The sequence below is a fragment of the Haloarchaeobius pelagicus genome, from assembly GCF_051207375.1.
GTDB lineage: Archaea > Halobacteriota > Halobacteria > Halobacteriales > Natrialbaceae > Haloarchaeobius.
In genome coordinates this window covers 154,529-176,232 of record NZ_JBPJZD010000004.1, presented here as the reverse complement: position 1 = coordinate 176,232, position 21,704 = coordinate 154,529, and the positions used below count along the sequence as shown (strand labels likewise).

The following is a 21,704-nucleotide window of genomic DNA, read 5'->3' as shown; positions in this document are numbered from 1 at the left end:
GTCCGGGGCTGTGGGATACATCATCCAGGATTAGTGGTCAGCCAATCGCTTCAGTGTCTTGCTGTCGCGGTCACCGTCGTAGTACTGGTCGAGTGCGTCTGCGAAGCGAGTTGAGTCGTCTGCGGCGCCCTCGAACAGCGTCATCGACGAACGGAACTTCAGATCGTCTGGCGACCCGAAGATCTCGTTCGCGGTCCGCCCCTCTATCGATCGCACGATGTCCGTGCACTCGCGCAACCGCGGGCCCAGCACAGGATGCGCGAGATACGCCTTCGCCTCGTCGAGCGAGTCAATCGCGTACCGCTGTGCCATCTCACTATGACCTAGTCCGGCAATCTGGGGGAACACGAACCACATCCAGTGCGAGCGCTTCCGGCCTGCCCGCAATTCTCGTTTCACGTCGTCGATAACCGGCTCCTGGGCCTCGACGAACCGCTCCAAATCGTAGGGGTCAGCCTGAGACGTCATCGGTCGTACAAACAGCAATCCAACCCTCGACACGTAAGAGTTCCAGTTCGAACACACTGCGCGTAGGTCGGTTCGATGCTGTTACCGCCAGCCAGTCACCGGAGATAGCGCGCACCGTTCCCGCTCCAAGCGAGCCAGACAGGGGCAGTGAACCCTGTGGAGTCGAGCAAATATTGGACCACAGTCAACCGTGATGGCGAACCTGATACACGTTGTACCATCTCCGGTGCTCGCTTTGGCGTCAGCGAAATCCCCAAGCACTAGCTCGCGACCCTCGACGAACGCATTGAGATAGAGCCACCCGTCGACAACACCTTCGAATCCGACTCCGCTCGTGTCACCGACCGGTCGATGTCCCTTGGGCGTGCCGGGACAGGACCAGCTGTATTTCGAACCTCACCGTCTGGTTCGCCTCGTTTGCCAACCGTGTCTCGAGCCGTGTTTGGTTCTCGGCGTCGACGGCCACGCCCATTGAGTTCTGTAGCGTGGACACCCCGTGTGCGAAATGAAATTCCTGAACCAGAGTTTGTCGAATTCGCCCTCGAAAGGAGTTTTGTTGCGAATTTACTGCGGACAATGTGGTGTCCGACGCTCATCTGTGAACCACCCTACACAGGACAGAGTCGTTGGATACGTTAGCTCCTGTGTCCGACAGGGTCTGCATCGAACACACCACGATGTCCGCTGTTCTCGAAATGGGGTGGCGAAGAACTGCGGACACGGTGGTGTGGTGTGGAGACAGCCGTCGGAAGAACAGCGGACACGGTGGTGTCGAAAAGCTCGGGGTAGGAAGAAGAGCGCGTCTTATGGTCGAATCTAAACAGAACGTGGTCAACAAGACGTTAGAGACTCTCCCCCCACTATGTCCGCAGTAATCGATGCCCGGAGCAGGGGGTCGAATGCTTGAGTCACAGCAACAGGTCGGGCTGTTCCATCCCTGACCTTTGTTAAGCTCTCCTACGGACTAGCTCAAAGCTATCTGTATTAAAACTTTCTGTGATTACAGTCTAAATTGACCGCAGTACAGCTAGCCCCATCCTTCGTGAGGGAAGAACAGCGGACAAGGTGGGGTGGGTGTGTCTGTGGTTTCATTTAAGTCATCGAGAACAGCGGACACTCCGGACGCGGTGGTTTTATGTAGGTCGCCTCAGACGACCACTGTATCGATGCCGCTGTTCGAACGGGACACGAACATCTACGCTGACCGGGACGCGCTCCGTGAGGACTACCAGCCCGAGGAGCTGGTCGGCCGGAGTGACGAACTCAGCACGTATCAGGCTGCACTCCAGCCCGTGATCAACGGGGAGCAGCCCGACAACATCTTTCTCTACGGGAAGACGGGCGTCGGGAAGACGGCAGCGACCCGGTTCTTGCTGTCCCATCTCACCGAGGACGCGGCACAGTACGAGGACCTCGAGTTGACCGTCGCGATGCTCAACTGCGATGGGCTCACGTCGAGCTACCAGGTCGCGACCCGCCTGGTCAACGAGTTCCGTGACGAGACCAACCAGATCAGCACGACCGGCTATCCCCGAGCCAGCGTGTACGAGATGCTCTGGAGCGAACTCGAGGACAACGGGGGAACCATCGTCATCGTCCTCGACGAGGTCGACCACCTGCAGGACGACTCGATTCTCTACCAGCTCCCACGTGCACGGGCGAACGGAAACCTCGAGAAGGCGAAGATCGGTATCGTCGGCATCTCCAACGATTTCTCCTTCCGGGAGGACCTCTCGCCGAAGGTCCGGTCGAGCCTCTGTGAACAGGAGATCCACTTCCCCGCCTACAACGCCGACGACCTCCGAGAGATTCTGGAACAGCGGGCAGACGTCGCGTTCCACGACGGCGTCCTCGAGGATGGTGTCATCCCGCTCTGTGCGGCCTACGGTGCCAAGGACGCGGGGGACGCTCGCCAGTCACTCGACCTTCTGATGAGCGCGGGCGACATCGCCCGGGAACAGGAGACAGAGACCGTCAAGACCGACCACGTGGACGCCGGCCGTGACGAACTCGAGCGGGGCCGAATCCAGGAGGGAATCACGGGTCTCACCGAACACGGCCACCTCGTGCTGTACTCGCTGGTGACGCTGGAGCTCGAAGGGGAGACGCCCGTCCGGTCACGTGATGTCCGCCCCCGGTACACGCGGTTCGCAGAACTGGCGAATCGCGAACCGCTCGTCTCCCGGCGGATGCGTGACCACCTGAGCGAGCTGACGATGCTCGGCATCGTCGGCGTGACCGAACGTAACGAGGGCCGGCGTGGCGGGACGTATCGTGAGTACAATCTCGACCTCGAGCCGTCACTCGTCCTCTCTGCGCTCGAGGAGACGCTCGAACTCGTGGGGGTCCACGACTCGGTCATCGAACTCGTCGAGACGACGGAGCCGGATGCGGTGGAGGCGACGCTCGACGACTACTGAGCCGTTAGCGACCCCACCATGTCCGGAGTAAAGTGGGAATAGAACGTTTGAGGCCGTAGAATTTGAAGTTCATCCTGGCCTAGCAACACCACCATGTCCGCTGTTCTGCTCCAGTTCTAACCCGGAAGTTTGCAGATATAGCAGGGAGGACAACACATTCTGTACCCTCCCTCGACACTGCATTGTCCACTGTTCGATTTACAAGCTGGTTGCTTCTCCACCCACACCACAATGTCCGGAGTAAATGTACGTCAATGGCCTTCTATTATGATTTTATTCCCATACGGGAAATCAGGACCGTCATTAGTTAACCAACAAGGCACGGCCAAGATTGAACAAGCGTTGGTTAATATTTCGAGTACCTATCCCTACAGCGGTAGCGGACAACAGGCACACGTCACATACTGGGACTATCTGTGGATGCTGTAGCTTTGTTATTTCGGATACTGACACCGGACCCGCCAGAAGTGCTTCCGGAGGTCCTGAACACACCCACCCCACGTTTCCCCTCTCGTAAGGACCGAACTGTTCTTCCCACCGGACGACGCGAACCAACTCCGCGAGATTATGCGCAATCGCCAGGATACCTTCCGGGGTGGTGTGCTCACTGACGACGCCACTTTCGGCAAAGAAACCATTTTGGAGGACTCGCTATTCGACGACCTGTTCTCCGAGATATCGAAGGACGAGTTCACCCGCGTCGTCCAACACCGAAATCAAATCTGGATTTCTCCCTGGTAGCTCTTCTAGATAGGCTCGTCAAGTTGTTGGGGGCACCCTTGAGCGCAAACCTAACAGCGGAATTAAGGCTGATAAGCCGAAACTGAGTACACTCGATGACTGAAATCCCGAGCTCTCTTCGAGCACTGTTCACCGCACACATCCACCAGCATGGCGACTCGTATGTTCTCGAGGTCCCGTCGAGCGAGATCAACTCCGGTACACTCGAATTGGGTGATAAGTACCGCGTTGCACTCCTTGAGTCCAGTACCACCAGGAACACGACTGCAGAGACAACTAAAACACGGCCAGACGCCCAACCAATTCAGTCTGACGAACAATCTGGACCTCCGGTTGAGGAAGGCGAGATCCGAGATTTGACCATCGAGACGGTTGGAGACAAAGGCGACGGTATCGCGAAAGTTGAGCGTGGCTACGTTGTAATCGTCCCCGACGCACGACCTGGAGACGAACCCACCGTCAAGATAGAGAACGTCCAGGAGAACGTCGCCTTCGCCAAAATTCTTGACTGACTCTCACCTCTGGCATAATATCGTCTCTACCCGGAATTCGTGAAGCTCGACAACCCACCTTCCTGCTGATTTCGTATCGCACACGGTGTGTGGGTATCCGTGTACGCAACCACCTTGTCGATGGTATCTCCTAGAACAATCTACCCAGTCAAATATCCGGAATTAACCAACAGAACCGTAGATAACGAGACTTTGTTGGGTAGCAGGTAGAGTGCATCGTTGACGCCTCTTCCCATCGCTCTAGAACGAAAAACGAATAGAGAGGGTCGGTGCTGGCGAATCGTCCATAGTCATACCTTTTGCATGGATACGTATCGGTCGACCCAAGACGCTGCGAATCTCGGGTGGCTGCCGTCGTCCTGGAAGATATTTCGATTCAGGAATCGGGATGTGCCTCCATCAGGAGTGTCAAGCGGTGAGAGGTCGCGTGTGACATCCCGCCAGATCTGCTCGATTAGATAGAGAGTTGGTGAGTATCGCAGCAAAATAACTCTTCTAAGATTGGGTCGATATATCATACAAAACACATACATATAATTTTGATACGAAAAGTTTTTCCAGACGTTGCTACTCGGTTTTCCCGGCGTTTGTCTGAGGATGCTGTGGGAAAAACCGCCGATAGATTACTTGCGCAGATCGTCGTTGCACGCATCCCTCCAAGCCTTCTGAACGACGCGCACCCACTCGTATCCGGCCCACCATCGTCTCTCGGCGCGGGTACGGACGCTGCACTGCTCCGACCCGCGGGCCCACCGAATGCGCTCGATTGGTCGCGATCTCCCGGCGTTCGCGACTACCATAGATGCAGTTGAGAGGCGTCGAAACACGGGAAAAGGGCTACAGCGATCGTGGCTCGTTTCGGTGGTTGCCCACCAGCAATCGTGGACGCTACGCAGAGCAGTGGTCTCGAGCTGTCCCGACGATATGTTTCGATTTCTCGAGGTTCTCCACCGGATACCGTATCTCCTGTGCTGGAAGATAGTACTGATAGGACAATAATACTTCCAACAACTATTAAAATATATGATATATTTGCCTGAGATGTCCTGCACGTCCCCGAGAGCAAGCCGGTCCCCGACCTGTTCAGAGAGATGCGGGACGACCGCGCCGAGATGGCCGTCGTCATCGACGACCATGGTTCGAGGGGACGTGAACGCCGAGAACGTGAACGAGGCCACCGGCATCGACTTCCCGGAAGGCGAGGAGTTCGAGACCATCGCCGGCTTCGTGTTCACCCGGGCTGGCCGGCTGGTCGATGTGGGTGAACGATTCGAGTACGAGGACACGACCATCGTGGTCGATGCGGTAGAGAATACGCGGATACAGTGGGTTCGAATCGTGGAAGAACCCGACACCAGCGTGGAAGAGTCCGATGCAGATGCGACCGTGACGGGGTGCCGTCGACGGCTACTGCTCGCTGGTCCTCAGTTGAACGCCGGGATGACCTCTTCGCCGAACAGTCGAATCTGGTCCTCGACGAGGTCTTTGGGCATGCCGGAGTGGTGGAACCGCAGCGCGAGCTGGTTCAGCTCGAACCGCTCTTGCATGTCCTCTATCTGCTCGATGATCTGCTCGGGCGTCCCGTAGATGAACCGGTCGTCCGCGAGTTCGTGGAAGTCCTCCACGCTGTCCGCGGTCATCAGCGGGTGCGAGAACTCGCCACCGTACTCGTCGAGGTAGGTCGTGTGGAGGTACTGTTTGCGCTCCATGACCTCCTCTTCGGTCTCGGCGATGACGCACTCGCGCATCAGCGGGTGGTCCATCTCGTCCCAGTCCTGGTCGGTGTTTTCGACGTGTTCTTTCTGTTTCTTCTTGCGGTCCTCGACGATTCCGAGGTCCGCAACGACACCCGGAACCCAGGCGTCGGAGAACTTCACGGAGCGGGAGATCTGCTTGGGCCCCCAGCCGCCGATCCACAGCGTCGGTCGCGGGTCGGAGATGGTGTCGGGCAGCGGCTCCCAGTCCTCGACGGAGAAGAACGGACACTCGAACGTGAGAGGTTCGTCGGCCTCGAAGAACTCCTCGATGAACCGGATGCCTTCGATCATCCGCCCGGCGCGCTCGTCCATCGGCACGTTGAACGCATCGAACTCCTCTTCGACGTAGCCCAGTCCGACACCCAATGTGAGCCGCCCGCCTGAGATGTTGTCGAGCATCGCCGCCCGCTGGGCGACGTGCAGGGGGTGATACAGGGGCAGGATGAGGACAGACGTGACGAGTTCCAGTTCCTCGGTTCCCTGTGCGATACTGGTGAGTCGGGTGAGCGGGGAGGGCCAGTAGTTGTCGCCCTCCGTCGCCTGGTGGTCGTTGACCCAGCAGGCCTCGAACCCGACGTTCTCGGCAATCTGACACTGTTCGACGACCCGTTCCCAGGTCTCACCGCCTTCTATGGGGAATATCCCGAACTTCATGCGCTATGCTTTTCACCACTCTCGTGAACCTACTTACCTCTTGTGCAACGTCAGTCCGTCGCATCCGACGGGGACCCGACCAGGACGACACGCAGGTCGTTGACGTTGGTCCCGGTCGCGCCAGTCACCACGAGTTCGTCCCGCCCGTCGAAGAACCCGAACGCGTCGTTGTCCGCAAGCATCGCCTGCGCCTGCGCACTGGTGCCTCGGTCGACGGTCGCCGCGTCCACGACTGCACCCGCCACGTCGGTTCCACCGTCGTAGCCGTCGGTATCGACGCACCCGACCGCGATGCCGTCGTCGTCGAGTTCGAGTGCCGCGCCCAGCGCGAACTCCAGGTTCGGGCCGCCCGAGCCGTCGCCCCGGACCGTCACGGTCGTCTCCCCGCCGGTGAGAAGTGCGGCTGGCGGGTCGATGGGTCGGCCGGTCGCCAGCACCTCTTCGCCCAACGCGACGTGCGTCTTCGCCGCTTCGCGCGCCTCACCGCGGATTCGAGACGTGAGTACGAGCGGGTCGTATCCGAGACTGGCCACCGCGTCGGCAGCCGCATCGAGCGCGGTGTCCGTATCCGCCACGACGTGGTTCTCGACCGCATCGAACGCCGGGTCGCCGGGCTTCGGCGTCTCCTGCAGTTCGCCGCGGTCGCCCCGCAAGAGATGGTCACGGACGGCCGGCTCCGCCGAGATTCCGTATCTGTCGAGCACCCCGAGCGCGTCGGCGTAAGTTGTCGGGTCGGGAGCGGTCGGCCCGCTGGCGATGACGTCGAGCTTGTTCCCGACCACGTCGCTGAACACGAGCCCGACCACCCGCGCGGGGGCAGCAGCGCGAGCCAGTTGTCCGCCCTTGATGGCCGAACAGTGTTTCCTGACCGCGTTTATCTCGTCGATGTCCGCGCCGCTCGCGAGGAGCGAATCGGTGACCGACCGGAGCGCATCAAGGGATACGTCAGCGCTCGGCGCACAGAGCAGTGAACTCCCACCGCCGGCGATGATCGTCAGCACGAGGTCGTCGGGGCCGGCGCCCTCGGCGATTTCCAGCACCTTTCGCGTGCCCGTGACGTTCGCCTCGCTCGGCAACGGGTGGGTCCCGTCGAACGTCGTCACCCTGCTCGTCTCTCGCGGGTCGTCCGTGACGACGGCACCGCCCATGAGTCGGTCTCCGAGAATGGATTCCAGTGCGCTGGCGGCGGTCCCTGCGGCGTTCCCCCCGCCGACGAGGAAGACGTCGCTCACGGTGGAGAGGTCCACCTCGCTCCCGCCGACACTGAGGACTGACCGGTCCAGCTGTAGCTGTTCCTCCAGCACGGCGCGAGGGTTCGCAGCGTCGATACCAGCGAGGAGGCACTCGCGGGCGTGCGAGCGACGGTCCGGCTCCGATTGCATGTGTTACTGTTCCATCGCGGGACCGGGGGTTAATTCTTCTCCTCCAGACGCCGTGTGTCCAACCGGGGACCACCGCTGTCGGAGTGACCAGACTCCCGGCCCGACGCGTCGTGGGTGCCGTGGTCGTCGGCAGCGCCCACGGTGTTCTCTGGGCTGGATTCCAGTGTTCCGGAGCCGAGTTCCCCACACGGGAACAACGTTTTATGTTCCCGGTCCGTTCACCCGCGTATGCCAGACAAGACGGACGCGGGGGACGAACGAACGGGGCGGACGATTCGGTCGGTCGAGATAGCGTTCAATATCATCGACCTGTTGCAGGAGCGGGGTAGAATCGGGGTCACCGATGTCGCGAACGAGCTGGGGCACTCGAAGAGCACGATACACAGCCACCTGCGGACCCTGGAGGAGCGACAGATTCTCGTTCGGGAAGACGACGGATACCGGCTGAGCCTCCGGTTCCTCGACATGGCGACGCACGTCCGCGAGCAGGTCGGGAACTACGACGTCATCCGCGAGGAGGTGGATGCACTCGCCGAAGAGACCGGTGAAATCGTCCAGTTCGGTATCGAAGAACACGGCCAGGTGTCCTACCTCTACAAGGCGACCGGCGACCGGTCGGTGGAGACGCGCTCGCGGGTCGGGACGCAGGCCCCGATGTACTCGACCTCACTGGGGAAGACCATCCTCGCGTACCTCCCACCCGAGCGGACCGAGGAGATCGTGCAAGCAACCGAGTTCGAGACCTACACCCCGAAAACCATCGCCAGCGCCGAGGAGCTGTACGACCGGTTGGAGGAGGTTCGTGACCGCGGTTACGGTATCGACGATGAGGAGAACATCAGCGGGCTGCGCTGCGTGTCTGCCCCCGTGAAGAACGGGGAAACGGTCCTTGGTGCAGTGAGCATCACTGGCCCGTCGAGTCGGTTCACCACGGAGCGACTCCACGGCGAGCTGTCCGACCACGTCCAGCGGGCGGCCAACGTCATCGAACTCAACACGAAGTTCTCGTAGAGCCGGCACCGCGTTCTCCCTCAGGTCCAGGGGAGCGCGTAGGTGGGGTCGTTCACGAATCGGTCGAGGTCCGCGGAAAGCGTGATTCGTGCCCCGCTCGGCACCGACACGGTAACCCCATTCGCACCCGGTCTCGTCTCTTCTCCATCGTACCGTATCTTCGTGAACTCGTGCTCGCCGTAGGCACCTGCCTGGACGACGAGTTCCTGGTCCTGTCCGCCAGTATTGACCAGCGTCAGGTCGATACCGTCGTCGTCCACGCGGCTGACCAGCGCGGCGACGCCCGCTGGCAGTCCAGGCCGTTCCCGACCCCGGTCGAAGTACCGAACCTGTGCCATCACGAGCCCACCGTAGTACACCGGCTGTGGGGCTCCCATCGTGAGCTGGAGCAGGCCGCGGTGGAACACGGGGTTCCGGTCCCGGAGGTAATCCTCGTCCGTGGTCGTCGGTTCGTTCCCTTCCTCTCGCATGAGGTCCAGCCGTTCTTGCATGTGTGCCCGGTTCGCATCGAGGATGCGCTCCGGGTAGTCGGGGAACTCGCCGTCGAGGTAGGCGAGCCACGCATATTCGCTCCCCGCGCCGTGTTTGGACGACGCGCGCATGTCGACCTGTTTCCAGTCGCGTTTGCCCCAGTCACGCAGGTCGCGCACCCGGTCCCGGTCCTTCTGGTCCATGGAGGCGTACCAGAGGTGGACCGCGTACGGGTCGTCCTTGTGGGGCTGGAACTCGTACCAGCCGTCGCGCCACAGCACCTCCCCATCGTCTTCGGTGAGCACGCCGGAGGCGTCGTAGTGATAGTCACCCTCACCACCGTACTTGTGCGGGATGTAGAGCGTGTCGTGAACGTCGTCTTCGCTCACCTCGATTCCCTGCTCGATGAGCGTGTCGAGTTGCGAGCGTGGGAATTCGAGGTACTCACGGTCGCCCTCCAGTAGCACCGCGTTCTCGGCGGCGACGGTCGGCCCGATGCCGATGTAGTGCCAGCCCCCCCACGACCAGCCGTAGTAGCCGCCGTACCAGGAGCCGTCAGTATACTCCCCGATCTCACCGGAGCGACCGACGTTGTCCGGGATGATACCATCGTTCTCGCGGGTCCGCTCGCGCCACGCCTCCAGGTAATCGACCACCCATTCGCTATACCGGTCGTCGCCGGTGTGGAGATAGGCGTTCGTCATGAGGCTCGTTACGTTGAGGTTCAGCGGGATGTCGCCCTTCGCACAGCGCTCGTTCAGCACCTCGAACAGCCGCTCTTCGTTCTCGGAGTCGAGCAGGTCGGCGGCCTCCTCGAACTCGAGGTCACGCCACGGCAGGCCGTGTCTGGCCCAGCGGTAGTCGGCACCGTAGGGATGGTGCTCGTACGCCGAGAAGTCGCAGTAGTCGGGGCCCATGCTCCCGTTCATCGGCCCGCGGACCAGCTTCCGGTCGTCGTCGAAGTTGTTCACCTCGGCGCTGGCCGTGTAGAGGTTCGCGAACCGCTCGGCTCGCTCGACGACAGCCTCATCGTCCGGTGCGGCGAGACCCATATTGTACGTGTAGAGGTTCCCCTCGCCCATGTGGAACCAGTCGCGACACTGCTCGAACTCGTCGACGACCATCGCGTGACCGAACGGCGTCGGGGTTCGACTGCCACGCCTGAGCGCGCCCTCGTAGGCGTCGCGAGCGTGGGACAGAACGCGTTCGTCACCGCCCATCGCGTACAGCAACGGCCAGTTGTAGAACCCCTCCACGACGTCGTCGAACCCGTCGACACCGACGTGCCCGTCCGGTGGCCACAGCGGTTCGCCGTCCGCGTCGAGGTAGTCGGCGACGAACCGGTCCACGGCCGTCGCCATCGCGTCGAACAGGTCTCGTTGTTTCACCGCCCAGTCGGGCGGGCGAGCAGTCGAGGTACTCGCGACTATCTCGTGCATACTGCTATCGCGTGCCTCGGCGGGATTAATATTTGGGTCGCTACATCCGGCTCGCCCGACCGAGTGGTCGAAATCAGGTCACTCCTCCAGCGGCTCGACAGGGTCGACCTCGCCCCAGACCGCGTCCGACCCCTCGGTGGGGGCGGCCCACTGGACCGCGTTCGCGATGACCTGTCGAATCTCGTCCTGGTAGAAGATGGGATACTCCTCGTGTCCGGGCCGGAACGCGAAGATACGACCACGGCCACGCCGGTAGCAGACCCCCGACCGGAACACTTCACCGCCTTCGAACCAGGAGATGAACACGGTCCGGTCCGGCTCGGGGATGTCGTACGGCTCGCCGTACATCTCTGTCTGGGGTACCTCGAACTGTTCGGGCAGTCCGTCGGCGATGGGGTGCCCGGGGTCTGCCACCCAGACGCGCTCGGTTTCGCCGCCGTGGCGGTACTTGATGTTACACGTCGTCCCCATCAGCCGTTTGAACGGCTTGGAGTTCTTCCCGGAGTGAACTGGGACGAATCCCATCCCCTCGTGGACGCGGTCGACGACCCGCGCGGCGATCTCGTCGCTGACCTCGTCGTTGGCGCAGTGAGACCACCAGACGAGCACGTCCGTCTCGTCGAGGACGGCCTCGGTGAGTCCGTGTTCCGGTTCCTGCAGCGTTGCCGTGGTCGTCTCGTGGCCGGCTGCTTCGAGCCCCGCAGCGATAGCGCCGTGGATGCCATCGGGATAGCGCTCCGCCACGTCGGGCTCCTGCAGTTCGTGGACGTTCTCGTTCCAGACGGTGACCTGGACTGTCATACTCGCACGTGCTTCGCCGACCACGATAAGTCTGTGGACGTACTTCGGAACCGCGCCGAGGACAACCGACGAAATCCTTTTGAACACGGCCTCTGAGGAAGATGGTATGGAGTATACGACACTTGGTAACACTGGGCTAGAAGTCAGTCGCATCTGTCTCGGTTGCATGAGTTTCGGCAGCTCGGGGTGGCGCGAATGGGTCCTCGACGAGGACGAGGGCCGTGAACTCATCGAACGTGCCATCGACCTCGGCATCAACTTCTTCGACACCGCGAATATCTACTCGCTGGGCGAATCCGAACGGGTACTCGGGGACGTCCTCGCGGAGTACGACCGCGACTGGCCGGTCGTCGCCACGAAGGTCTACAACGACATGGACCCAGACAACCCGAACGCGAGTGGGCTCTCCCGGAAGGCTATCGAACAGGAGCTCGCGAACAGTCTCGACCGACTCGGGATGGACACCGTCGACCTCTACCAGATTCACCGCTGGGACGACGACACACCCATCGAGGAGACGATGCGTGCCCTCGACGACGCCGTCCGGCGGAACCAGGTCCGGTATCTCGGCGCGTCGTCGATGTGGACACACCAGTTCGCCGACGCGCTCCACACGAGCGACCGTCTCGGTCTCGACCGGTTCGTCTCGATGCAGAACCACTACAATCTCACGTACCGCGAGGAAGAACGCGAGATGCTACCGTTCTGTGCGGGGAAGGGGATCGGCGTCCTTCCGTGGTCGCCGCTCGCCCGGGGCTTCCTCGCCCGCCCACACAGGGAGTTCCTCGACACTGCCCGCGGGTCGTTCATGGACAGCGACGACCACATGTCCAGGCGAGTGGCGACGTACCGGGCAAACGGGGGGCTGGAGATCAACGAGCGTGTCGAGGAACTCGCCGACGAGAAGGGGGTGACGATGGGCCAACTCGCACTCGCGTGGGTCCTCCATCAGGACGAGGTAGATGCGCCCATCGTCGGGACGACCAGCGTCGAACATCTCGAACAGGCGGTCGAGGCACTCGACATCCGGCTGTCACGGAGCCAGCTGTCGTATCTCGAGGAGCCGTACGAGCCAGTCCCGGTGAACGGGCACGCCTGACGGCCAGGGTGTCTCTCAAAAAACCGGATGTTCACCGCGAGTGAGACACAACCCACGAGGGTGCAGCGAGTCGAGTCGTCGAATCGGATGCCGGTTCAGGGTTCTTCGAGCCGACCGAGGTCGTCGAGAATCTGGCGCAGTTCCTCGCGTTCCTCGTGGCTGATCTGCTGTTGCGGCGGCAGAATCGTGTCGTACTGGAAGATGCCCTGCATCTTGAGCGCCGCCTTCGTCCGGGCACGGTAGCGCCCCTCCGGCTCGCCGAAGATGTGGTTCGTGAGCGGCAGCATCTGTTCACGAATCTCCTGTGCGCGTTCCATGTCGTTCTCGTGAACCGCGCGGATCTTCTCGACGTGCAGGTCCGGGACGAGGTTCCCGTAGCCGATGAGGCCCGTCTCAGCGCCCATGTGGTAGGCGTGTTTGAGGAAGGTGTCGTTGCCGGTCATCAGCGTGAAGTCGTCGCGCACGTGGTCGACAGCCCGGACGGTCCGGTCGTAGCGAACCGGGTCGAACGAGGCCTCCTTGAACGCGATGACGTGAGGGAGCTTGCAGATCTCGACGTGGGCGCTGATGGGGAGCCCAGCGCTGCCCCAGGTCGGGAACTGGAAGTTGATGAGCGGCATGTCGACCGTCTCACCGACGTACTTGAAGTGGTTGATAGCCTCCTGCGGAATCTGGTGGGAGTAGACGTCGAGCGGCAGGAGCATCGCGGCGTCTGCACCCGCGTCCTTCGCTTTCTGCGCGAGCTTGGCCGCTTCGATGGAGCTCTCGCCGTAGACGCCGGCGAACACCGGGGTGTCACCGGCCGCGGCGACGTGTTCTTCGATGACTTCGACGTACGTCTCGTCGTCCTGCATCTTCGTCTCGCCGGTGTGCGCGTTCGCGATGACCGCCTTCACACCGTCCACGTCCGTGAGGTACTCCACGAGGTCGTGGAGGTCCTCGGTGACGAGGTCGTACTCGGGACCCGGAGTCCAGGGGTTGGCTGTAGCCGGGATGATACCGCCGGAGATGTGTTCCTTCAGGTCGCGGAACTCTTCTTTCAGCATGTACGTCGAGTAGTCGGCTGTCTCCTATAAAATTCTTCCCTGTGAACGGTTCACGGCGGTCCCGGCACACTACTCGTCCAGGTTCCCCTTCGAGTCCAATATCTTCCCGAACAGGTCTGCGAACAGCTCGGTGCGCTTCGGATACCCCGATTCACCGTCTTCGAGCGGCGTGTTCAACAGATTGGACACGATGTCGTCCGTGAACGACATCTCCGCGAGGCTCTCCCGCACGTCGATGGTTATCGTGTTCGACTCATCCGTGTCGAGCCACGCCGCTGAGGCCTGCTTGTTCGTGTATTCGAGGGTGTACGTCTCGCCGCCGAGGAGGTCGACGATACCGTCCATCGGTCCGACCTCCAGCCAACCCTCGTCCTGTTCCACAGAGAACACTCCATCTTCGATCTTCGTCCGGTAGCGGGTCGGTTTCGTCATCGTTCGTTCGAATACGACGTGCTCGCAGGTAAATAGGTTGTGTGGTGGAGTGCCTGCGGTGGAGTGCCAGGTACCGGGTGCGGATGGTCACGACCTCTCCCACCGATTTTCCCACCACCCGAACCATTACAGCACTAGGGTTGTAATGGCCAAACCGGGATTACGGCATTACAGCCGTCGTTTCGCATCAGTCGAAAATCACTTGCGACCGAGATGGCGACCATAAATCCAGAGACCACCGACGTGAAGGCCCCAGAAGGCAGTATTCGACTGGTTCGGTAGGAGGGAACTCCAACTGGTTCTCCGCCACGAATGCGGGGGTTGGTCCCACAGCCACCGAAGACGGCTCGCATGGCCCAGTTCTCGTCGGAATCCCGGCGTGCAAACTGTGGTTCCCCCGAGAACCACTGGATGAGTGGGCTCTATCGGTGGTTCGTTTCTGACCAAAATCCCATCTCGACCGAATCTCGCGGGACCTACTGTCACCGTACTGGATTGAGATAGCCACCGAGCTGTTCCCGAGAGAGGAACACACAGCACCCGAATAACGCCGATATCCTTCGAGCTTGGAGGCCAGACGCCAGGCCAGCACTGCGACCACCCCGCCATGATTTATGATGGCCCGTCCCCCACTCGTTGATATGGATATCGCAGCGGTAGCTGGATACGCACTCTCATCGCCGATCGACCCGCCGCAGGACCGTTCCTTCCACGGAGGATACCGTCGTCTGCTCAAGCGGGACGTCGTTCTCGTCGTGGTCGAGACGGCGTCGGGCGAACGGGGCATCGCCACCGCTGGCGCGAGTAGCTCCGCGATGCGTGAGTACTTCGAAGGCGACTCACAGGGAACGTTCGCCGACGTGGTCGAGGGGCCAATCGCCGACGTGCTCGAGGGTGAAACTATCGAAGAGATTCCAGACGCACACGACGTGATAGACGAGGCCGGCCTCCCGGCCCACTTGCGCAAGGAAGCCGTCTCGGCCATCGACGTGGCGTTGCACGACATCCGGGGGAAAGAACTCGGTGCACCCGTCTACGAACTCCTCGGAGACACCTACGACACCGACCCGACCACCGAGATGCCCCTGTACGCGAGCGCCGGGATGTACATGGAGCCCGAAGGCTACGTCGAACAGGCCGAACTGCTCGAAGAATTGGGCTTCATGGGCTACAAGTACCGGCCGGGCATCGGCCCCGAGGGAGACCGACAGACCGTCGAGATGCTCACGGAATCCACTGACGAGATGGAGGTCATGCTCGACGTGCACACGTGGTGGAAGTTGCGGGACGCCTACGGCGACGACGTGGTCCGCGACCTCGTCGAGTACGCGGGCGAGCAGGGCGCGTACTGGGTCGAAGAACCGGTCGCCCCGGACGACCACGACGGGTACGTGTCGCTCGCCGAAACGGGCGCACCACTCGCCGGCGGCGAAAGCGAGGAATCGCCCGGGGGACTCGTCGAACTCGGCAAGACCGGTGCGGTCGACTTCCTGCAGGGTGACGTCCGTCACCACGAGGGATTCACCGGCTGTCGGGACGCGGTCGAGTACTGCAAGGGGCGAGACGTCGAGTTTGTCCCGCACAACTTCGGCACCTGGGTCGGGCTCATGGCGAACGCCCACCTGGTCGCGGCAGCGCCGGAAGTCCGACTGCTGGAGTACCCGGTGTTCGAACGTGACCCGCTCCTCACGCCACACGTCGACGGTGATCCCGGGATGTATCCGTTCGACCTCGCATTCGACCTCATCCAGGGAGAACCTGCGGTCGAAGACGGTGTTCTCACCGTCACCGACGACCCGGGCCTCGGCATCGACGTCGACCTCGACGTACTCGAGGAATACCCCTTCACCGAGGGGCCGTGGACCGAGTTCCACTACGACGAGGAATGAGCGCGGCGCTTCGGGGCTAGTCGCGAACCATTTTTGCAACCCAGGACGACGAGTAACAGCGAAACGTCCAGTTCGTGGTGATAGGACGGTGGATGAGTAGAGAGAACGAGTGTTGACTCTCTGGCCACGCGTTTCGCGTGGTCCGAGTCTGGAGATTATCCGATGAGTCGCTGGATGTCGTCGTCGAGCTGGTTGTAGAGTTCGGCCGCTCGTTCCTCGTCCTCGGCACTGAGCGGACGGATCGGTTCGCGAACCTCACCGCCGTGTCGACCGGAGAGTTCGAGCCCCTTCTTCACCGCGGAGACGCTGATTGCGCCACCGAGCTCGTTGTCCTGGCCCGTCTCGTCACGGAAGTTCTGGTACGGCATGCAGATGTTTCGGAGCTGACGGGCGCGTTCCCAGTCGCCCTCGGACAGCGCCTCGAACAGTTCGAGACCGACCTCCGGCCGGAAGTTGCTGACCCCCGCAGAGAACCCTTCGATGCCTTCGTTCCAGAACGACACCGCAAACGGTTCTGCGAGGCCGTTCACCCAGACGACGTCGTCCGCGCTCACTGCGACGGCGGACCCGAGCTTGACCCCATCTTTCAGCGCGTACTTGATGCCGACGACGCCATCGATGCGGGTGAGATCACCGAGGAAATCGACCGACGGGTTGAACCCACGTACGTACGGGACGAGCGGTGTTTCGCTCGCATCGTCGAGTTTCCGATAATAGTCGAGGAGGCCCTGTTCGTGGACGTAGGTGTGGTCCGGTGGCATCACCATGAGCGCGTCAACCCCGATGCGTTCGTAGGCGACCGCCAGTTCCTTCGCCTCGGGCGTGCTTCCGCCGACCCCCGCAAGCACGCAGGCGTCCTCAGGGAGCGCGTCGACGCTTGTCTCCGTGATCGATATCCGTTCCTCGTGCGAGAGCGAATGATACTCGCTGATGTTTGCGGTTGCCAAGAACGTCCGGATTCCCTCGTCATAGAGGTCCCTGGCGTTCTCGCTGAGCTTGCCGTGCTGGATCTCGTGATCCTCGTCGAACGGCGTCAACAGGCCCACGGCGACGCCACGTAGACGTTCCTGGACCTGCTCGGCTGACAGTGACATGCTATGAAGATACATTGGCTGTAGTATAAACCCATCGTCTGAATGAAGCGCACAAGCGCGCGAAAAAATTCCCACTCCCCCCTCCGTTTCGTTCGACATGCATGGGGCCGATCGGGAATATCCCAGCCAACACAAGCTATTTCGGTCGAGCCGTGAATCACGCAGTATGGAGATAACGGACATCGAGACGATTCCGCTGGCACATTCGCTCCCGGACGGTGAGGGACTGGGAGACGCCCGCGGGTTCGGTCACGACCGCGCCACGACGCTACTGCGACTGGAGACCGACACCGGCCTCGTCGGCTGGGGTGAGGCGTTCGCACCCGGGCCAATCGCCACCGCGACCATCGAGACGCTGTTCCGAGACGACGTCCTCGGCATGGACCCCTACGACGTCGAGTCGCTGGCCGACCGCTCGTACACCGACCCATACCACTTCGGCGGGAGCGTGTTCGTCCAGAGCGCGGTGAGCGCCATCGACCTCGCGTGCTGGGACATCATCGGGAAGTCGGTCGAGAAACCCGTCTACAAACTGCTCGGTGGGACGGAACGTTCCTCGCTTACCCCCTACGCCTCCACGATGTACTTCACCGAGACGGACCGTCCCATCGCAGAGCCGATGCGCGAGGCGGTCGAGGAGGGGTTCACCGCGGCGAAGATCAAGATCGGGAGCAATCTCGAAGAGGACGTCGAACGCGTTCGCACCGCCCGCGAAGTCCTCGGCGACGACGCACACCTCATGGTCGACATCAACGGGAACTACCGCGCCGACCAGGCGATTCGGACGGCGAAGGCCATCGAGGAGTACGACATCACCTGGATGGAGGAGCCGGTGCCGCCGGAGAACCTGTCGGGATACCGTGAGCTGAAACACCAGGTGGATATCCCCATCGCGGCAGGCGAAGCACACTTCGGCCGGTTCGAGTTCAAACGACTCGTCGACGAGCGGTTGGTCGACATCGTGCAGCCGAACCTCGCTCGCTGTGGCGGGCTCTCGGAGGCGCGAAAGATCGCGACGCTCGCTTCGACCGAGAACATCGGGGTCAGACCCCACATCTGGAACAGTGGCGTCGGCCTCGCCGCCGCCATCCAGTTCGCCGCGAGCGTCTCCGACTACCCCAACACGCGGAACGTTCCGGAACCGATGATGGTCGAGTTCGACCGGAGCGTCAACCCGCTCAGACACGAGATACTGGCGGACCCGTTCGACCCGACGGGTGGCTCGCTCGACGTGCCACAGGCCCCGGGGCTCGGAATCGATGTGGACGAGGCCGCGGTCGAACGGTACCGCGCCGACCGCTGACCGAGGACGCTGTCAGTTACACTTATCCTGCTACCCAAGAGTGAATGTCGCATGCACCGGTCACTAGCTGTAGTCGACGATACCGACGTACACAGAGAACTGCTTGCAGAAGCAGCTCGGCTCGCCCGCGGCTCCGACGGCGAGGTCGTCCTGTTCACCACGATGACCGCGGAGGAGTTCGATTCGGACACGGAGAAGATCGAATCCATCGAGCGCGCCGAGGGAACCACGTACAGCGACACGAGCGCCCTCGACGGGGCGCGGAAGGTCGCCCGCGAGGTCGCCGAGGAGGTGTTCGCCGACCTCGACTGGGACGTGGAGTACGAAGTAGTCGCGCAGGTGGTTGAGGAGGGCGACCGCGCGGACGCGATTCTCGACGCCGCGTCGGAGTACGACTGCCAGCACGTCTTCGTCGTCGGGCGGAAGCGCTCGCCGACCGGCAAGGTGCTGTTCGGCGACACCGCCCAGCAGGTCATCCTGAACTTCGACGGTATGGTCACCATCACGACCGAGTAGCTCGACTCCCCACCTGCACACTGAACATCGCCGCCACCCCCTGTTTTATAATCGCGTCTCACGCATAGACGAACATGGACGTACTGATGACCGGCGTCTATGGCCGGTGCGGAACCGCAGTTATCGACCACCTCCACGACCGACCCGAGTACGACTTCACGTACTACAATCGCTCCGACAGGGACGATGACCATCCGTACGGCGGCTACGACACCATCGTCGCCGACATCACGGACTTCGACGCACTCCTCTCGGCGAGCGCTGGACAGGACGCTATGGTCCACATGGCGGCGTACCCGTACACAGACGGGGACTGGAGCGACATCTTCGAGCCGAACGTCATCGGCATGTACTACGCGCTGGAGGCGGCCCGAGAGAACGAGATAGAGTCGTTCGTGTTCATCTCGACCAACCACGTCATGGGTATGTACGAGGAGGAGTTCGCGCCCGACATCTACTACCCCGACAACGACCTCGTCCTGGACCACACCGACCCGGTCCGGCCGGACTCGTTCTACGGCGCGTCCAAGAGCTTCGGCGAGGACATGGGCCGGTACTACGTGGAGAACTACGAGTACCCCAAGCGGTTCTACTCCCTGCGCGTCTGCAGCGTCCGGATGCCCGAGTACGACCACCCCTACGGCGACGCCGAGCAGGGTGTCGAAGACGGGCTCTGGGAGCGCGGCAGCGACGAGTACGAGGAGCAGGTCGCCCGGATGAAGGCGATGTGGCAGTCCCGCCGGGACTTCGCCCACCAGATCGATTGCTGTCTCGCGGACGACGATGTGGAGTACGGCATCTTCAGCGGTGTGAGCGACAACCACCGACGCTGGTTCGACCTCGAACATGCCCGGGCTCGCATCGGGTACGACCCGCAGGACGACGGCGAGGAGTGGGATGCACCGCCGGAGTGAACGGCGGCGGCGCTGGCGCGGCGGAGAGTTCAAAAAACACGAGCTGAGATAGCAACGACGCGACTCTTCTTCGGATTCGTCCCGTTCAGAAGTTCCGGTAGACGGTCTTGACCGACGTGAAGAAGTCGAGTCCGGCGTCACCCTGCTCGCGGTAGGTGTTCGTCGAGGAGTCCTTGTACCCGCCGAAGGGCACGTGGAGTTCCAGGCCGGTCGTCTTCTCGTTCACCTTGGCGACACCCGCCTCTATCTCGTTGACGAAGCGGTCCGCCTCGGTCAGGTCCTGCGTGATGATACTCGCAGACAGACCGTAGTCGGTTTCGTTGGCCGTGTCGAGTGCGTCGTCGAAGTCGGTGGCCGGAATGACCGCGAGCACCGGGCCGAACACCTCCTCCTGGGCGATGCGCATGTCGTTGCTCACGTCCGAGAACACGGTCGGTTCGACGTAGTAGCCGCCCTCGTACTCATCGCCGGCCGGCTTGCCGCCGCCGGTTTCGAGCGTCGCGCCCTCGCTTGTTGCGATGTCGACGTATTCGAGCGTCGAGCTGAGTTCGCCATCGGAGACGTGCGGGCCCATGCCGGGGTCGTCGAGGCCCGGTCCGACCGAGAGCGACTCCGCCGCTTCCACGATGGCGTCGACGAACTCGTCGTACACGTCCTCGTGGACGATGGCGCGCGAGGTCGCGGTACAGGACTGGCCGGTGGTACCGAAGGCACCAACACTGATGATGTCGGCAGCCTCCTCGATGTCCGCGCTGGGCATGACGACCGTCGGGTTCTTGCCGCCCATCTCACATTGCACCCGGGTCAGGTCCTCGGAAGCAGCGCGGGCGACCGCGGTCCCGACAGCCGTGCTGCCGGTGAACGAGAGACCGTCGATGTCCTCGGACTCAGCGAGCGGCGTCCCGATGGTGCTGCCCGAGCCGGTCACGAGGTTCGCCGCGCCGTCGGGCAGGCCGGCCTCGTCGAGCACTTCGAGCAGGATGCGCGCCGAGTTGGGCGCTTGCGATGCGGGCTTCAGTACGACGCTGTTCCCCGCAGCGAGTGCGGGCGCGAGCTTCCACGCCGGGATGGCGATGGGATAGTTCCACGGCGTGATGAGCGCGACGGTGCCGAGGGGTTCGCGCTTCGTATAGAGTTCCTTGTCCGTGCCACTCGGGGACTTCACGGTGCCACCGAGGTCCCGACACTTCTCCGCGTAGTAGTAGAAGATGTCTATCGCGCGCTGGACCTCGCCACCGGCTTCGGAGCGGGTCTTCCCCTCCTCACGGACGAGTGTCTCGGTCGCTTCTTCCTTCCGGGCTGCGAGCAGTTCACCAGCCTCGCGAAGGATTGCACCGCGGGACGGGCCGGGTGTGTCCCCCCACTCGTCCTGTGCAGCGACCGCCGCGTCGATCGCGGTCTGTACGTCGGCTTCCGTCGAAGACGGGTGGCGACTGACGACTTCGTCGCTGTTCGCCGGGTTCGTTACGTCGAAGGTCTCGCCTGATTCCGATGCGACCCACTCTCCGTCGATATAGTTAGTATACTCTGTGGTCATGCGTTCCGTACTCAACCTGTTCTCGGGGCTCCGTTACGAATGTTTTGGTGGAGTCAACAACCACCCGCTTTCGCGAGTCAGATTGAGTCGAAGAAGGACGCCACGGGAGATACGCACGGGATGACAGTCCGAGTGGCTGATTCGCAGGGTGTGGCTAGAATGACAGGGACAGTCTCCCCACGTCAGTGGCACGCAGTGGGAGCTCCCGGTAGCGCCGT

At 62.0% G+C, this 21,704-nt stretch carries 17 protein-coding genes and 1 pseudogene; 9 read left to right on the top strand and 9 right to left on the bottom strand.

Annotation, left to right across the window (positions count from 1 at the left end; translation table 11 throughout):
• Positions 1-30 precede the first annotated feature (30 nt).
• Positions 31-468: a DUF1810 domain-containing protein gene (locus tag ACSC1S_RS21610; RefSeq protein ID WP_435366131.1), complete on the bottom strand. Its 438-nt coding sequence runs from the start codon at positions 466-468 to the stop codon at positions 31-33.
• A gap of 1,166 nt (positions 469-1,634) precedes the next feature.
• Between ACSC1S_RS21610 and ACSC1S_RS21605 the strand changes: the two genes are divergently transcribed.
• The 3 genes and pseudogenes from ACSC1S_RS21605 to ACSC1S_RS21595 all read left to right on the top strand — a co-directional run.
• Complete coding sequence (locus ACSC1S_RS21605; protein WP_435366130.1) at positions 1,635-2,888, top strand: orc1/cdc6 family replication initiation protein; 1,254 nt, start codon at positions 1,635-1,637, stop codon at positions 2,886-2,888.
• Positions 2,889-3,724: 836 nt separating this feature from the next.
• Positions 3,725-4,141, top strand: a complete 417-nt coding sequence (locus ACSC1S_RS21600; protein WP_435366129.1) for a TRAM domain-containing protein — start codon at positions 3,725-3,727, stop codon at positions 4,139-4,141.
• Between the two features lie 1,023 nt (positions 4,142-5,164).
• Positions 5,165-5,422: pseudogene (locus ACSC1S_RS21595) on the top strand (transporter associated domain-containing protein); the annotation flags it as partial.
• A gap of 143 nt (positions 5,423-5,565) precedes the next feature.
• Here ACSC1S_RS21595 and ACSC1S_RS21590 read toward each other — a convergent pair.
• Together ACSC1S_RS21590 and ACSC1S_RS21585 are read right to left on the bottom strand one after the other, a co-directional pair.
• Positions 5,566-6,552: an LLM class flavin-dependent oxidoreductase gene (locus ACSC1S_RS21590; protein ID WP_435366128.1), complete on the bottom strand. Its 987-nt coding sequence runs from the start codon at positions 6,550-6,552 to the stop codon at positions 5,566-5,568.
• A 50-nt stretch (positions 6,553-6,602) separates the two neighbouring features.
• Positions 6,603-7,934 (bottom strand): glycerate kinase type-2 family protein, encoded by a 1,332-nt coding sequence (locus ACSC1S_RS21585; protein WP_435366127.1) that lies wholly within the window; start codon positions 7,932-7,934, stop codon positions 6,603-6,605.
• 228 nt (positions 7,935-8,162) lie between these two features.
• On the opposite strand from ACSC1S_RS21585, the gene ACSC1S_RS21580 reads away from it, so the two are divergent.
• Positions 8,163-8,945 carry an IclR family transcriptional regulator gene (locus ACSC1S_RS21580; RefSeq protein WP_435366126.1) on the top strand — a complete coding sequence of 261 codons (783 nt, stop codon included), beginning with the start codon at positions 8,163-8,165 and terminating at the stop codon, positions 8,943-8,945.
• Positions 8,946-8,965: 20 nt separating this feature from the next.
• On the opposite strand, the gene ACSC1S_RS21575 is transcribed toward ACSC1S_RS21580, so the two are convergent.
• Both ACSC1S_RS21575 and ACSC1S_RS21570 read right to left on the bottom strand, forming a co-directional pair.
• Entirely contained in the window at positions 8,966-10,855 is a 1,890-nt protein-coding gene (locus tag ACSC1S_RS21575) for a DUF8034 domain-containing protein (RefSeq protein WP_435366125.1), read from the bottom strand.
• A 78-nt stretch (positions 10,856-10,933) separates the two neighbouring features.
• On the bottom strand, positions 10,934-11,656 hold the full coding sequence (locus ACSC1S_RS21570; protein ID WP_435321001.1) for a ThuA domain-containing protein: 723 nt from the start codon (positions 11,654-11,656) through the stop codon (positions 10,934-10,936).
• Positions 11,657-11,762: 106 nt separating this feature from the next.
• Between ACSC1S_RS21570 and ACSC1S_RS21565 the strand changes: the two genes are divergently transcribed.
• Complete coding sequence (locus ACSC1S_RS21565; RefSeq protein WP_435366124.1) at positions 11,763-12,755, top strand: aldo/keto reductase; 993 nt, start codon at positions 11,763-11,765, stop codon at positions 12,753-12,755.
• A gap of 95 nt (positions 12,756-12,850) precedes the next feature.
• On the opposite strand, the gene ACSC1S_RS21560 is transcribed toward ACSC1S_RS21565, so the two are convergent.
• Together ACSC1S_RS21560 and ACSC1S_RS21555 are read right to left on the bottom strand one after the other, a co-directional pair.
• Positions 12,851-13,801: a dihydrodipicolinate synthase family protein gene (locus tag ACSC1S_RS21560; protein WP_435366123.1), complete on the bottom strand. Its 951-nt coding sequence runs from the start codon at positions 13,799-13,801 to the stop codon at positions 12,851-12,853.
• Positions 13,802-13,870: 69 nt separating this feature from the next.
• Positions 13,871-14,233: a hypothetical protein gene (locus ACSC1S_RS21555; protein ID WP_435366122.1), complete on the bottom strand. Its 363-nt coding sequence runs from the start codon at positions 14,231-14,233 to the stop codon at positions 13,871-13,873.
• 641 nt (positions 14,234-14,874) lie between these two features.
• Between ACSC1S_RS21555 and ACSC1S_RS21550 the strand changes: the two genes are divergently transcribed.
• Positions 14,875-16,122 carry a mandelate racemase/muconate lactonizing enzyme family protein gene (locus tag ACSC1S_RS21550; protein WP_435366121.1) on the top strand — a complete coding sequence of 416 codons (1,248 nt, stop codon included), beginning with the start codon at positions 14,875-14,877 and terminating at the stop codon, positions 16,120-16,122.
• Between the two features lie 155 nt (positions 16,123-16,277).
• On the opposite strand, the gene ACSC1S_RS21545 is transcribed toward ACSC1S_RS21550, so the two are convergent.
• Positions 16,278-17,216, bottom strand: coding sequence for a dihydrodipicolinate synthase family protein (locus ACSC1S_RS21545; RefSeq protein WP_435366120.1), 939 nt, complete (start codon positions 17,214-17,216; stop codon positions 16,278-16,280).
• A gap of 166 nt (positions 17,217-17,382) precedes the next feature.
• Between ACSC1S_RS21545 and ACSC1S_RS21540 the strand changes: the two genes are divergently transcribed.
• The 3 genes from ACSC1S_RS21540 to ACSC1S_RS21530 all read left to right on the top strand — a co-directional run bounded on the left by ACSC1S_RS21540 (position 17,383) and on the right by ACSC1S_RS21530 (position 19,949).
• Entirely contained in the window at positions 17,383-18,519 is a 1,137-nt protein-coding gene (locus ACSC1S_RS21540; RefSeq protein WP_435366119.1) for a mandelate racemase/muconate lactonizing enzyme family protein, read from the top strand.
• Between the two features lie 51 nt (positions 18,520-18,570).
• Positions 18,571-19,035 carry a universal stress protein gene (locus ACSC1S_RS21535; protein ID WP_435366118.1) on the top strand — a complete coding sequence of 155 codons (465 nt, stop codon included), beginning with the start codon at positions 18,571-18,573 and terminating at the stop codon, positions 19,033-19,035.
• Between the two features lie 74 nt (positions 19,036-19,109).
• The gene (locus tag ACSC1S_RS21530; RefSeq protein WP_435366117.1) at positions 19,110-19,949 is read left to right on the top strand and encodes an NAD-dependent epimerase/dehydratase family protein; all 840 of its coding nucleotides are present in this window, start codon (positions 19,110-19,112) and stop codon (positions 19,947-19,949) included.
• Between the two features lie 85 nt (positions 19,950-20,034).
• On the opposite strand, the gene xacF is transcribed toward ACSC1S_RS21530, so the two are convergent.
• On the bottom strand, positions 20,035-21,486 hold the full coding sequence (gene xacF / locus ACSC1S_RS21525) for a 2,5-dioxovalerate dehydrogenase (RefSeq protein ID WP_435366116.1): 1,452 nt from the start codon (positions 21,484-21,486) through the stop codon (positions 20,035-20,037).
• Positions 21,487-21,704: the final 218 nt, after the last annotated feature.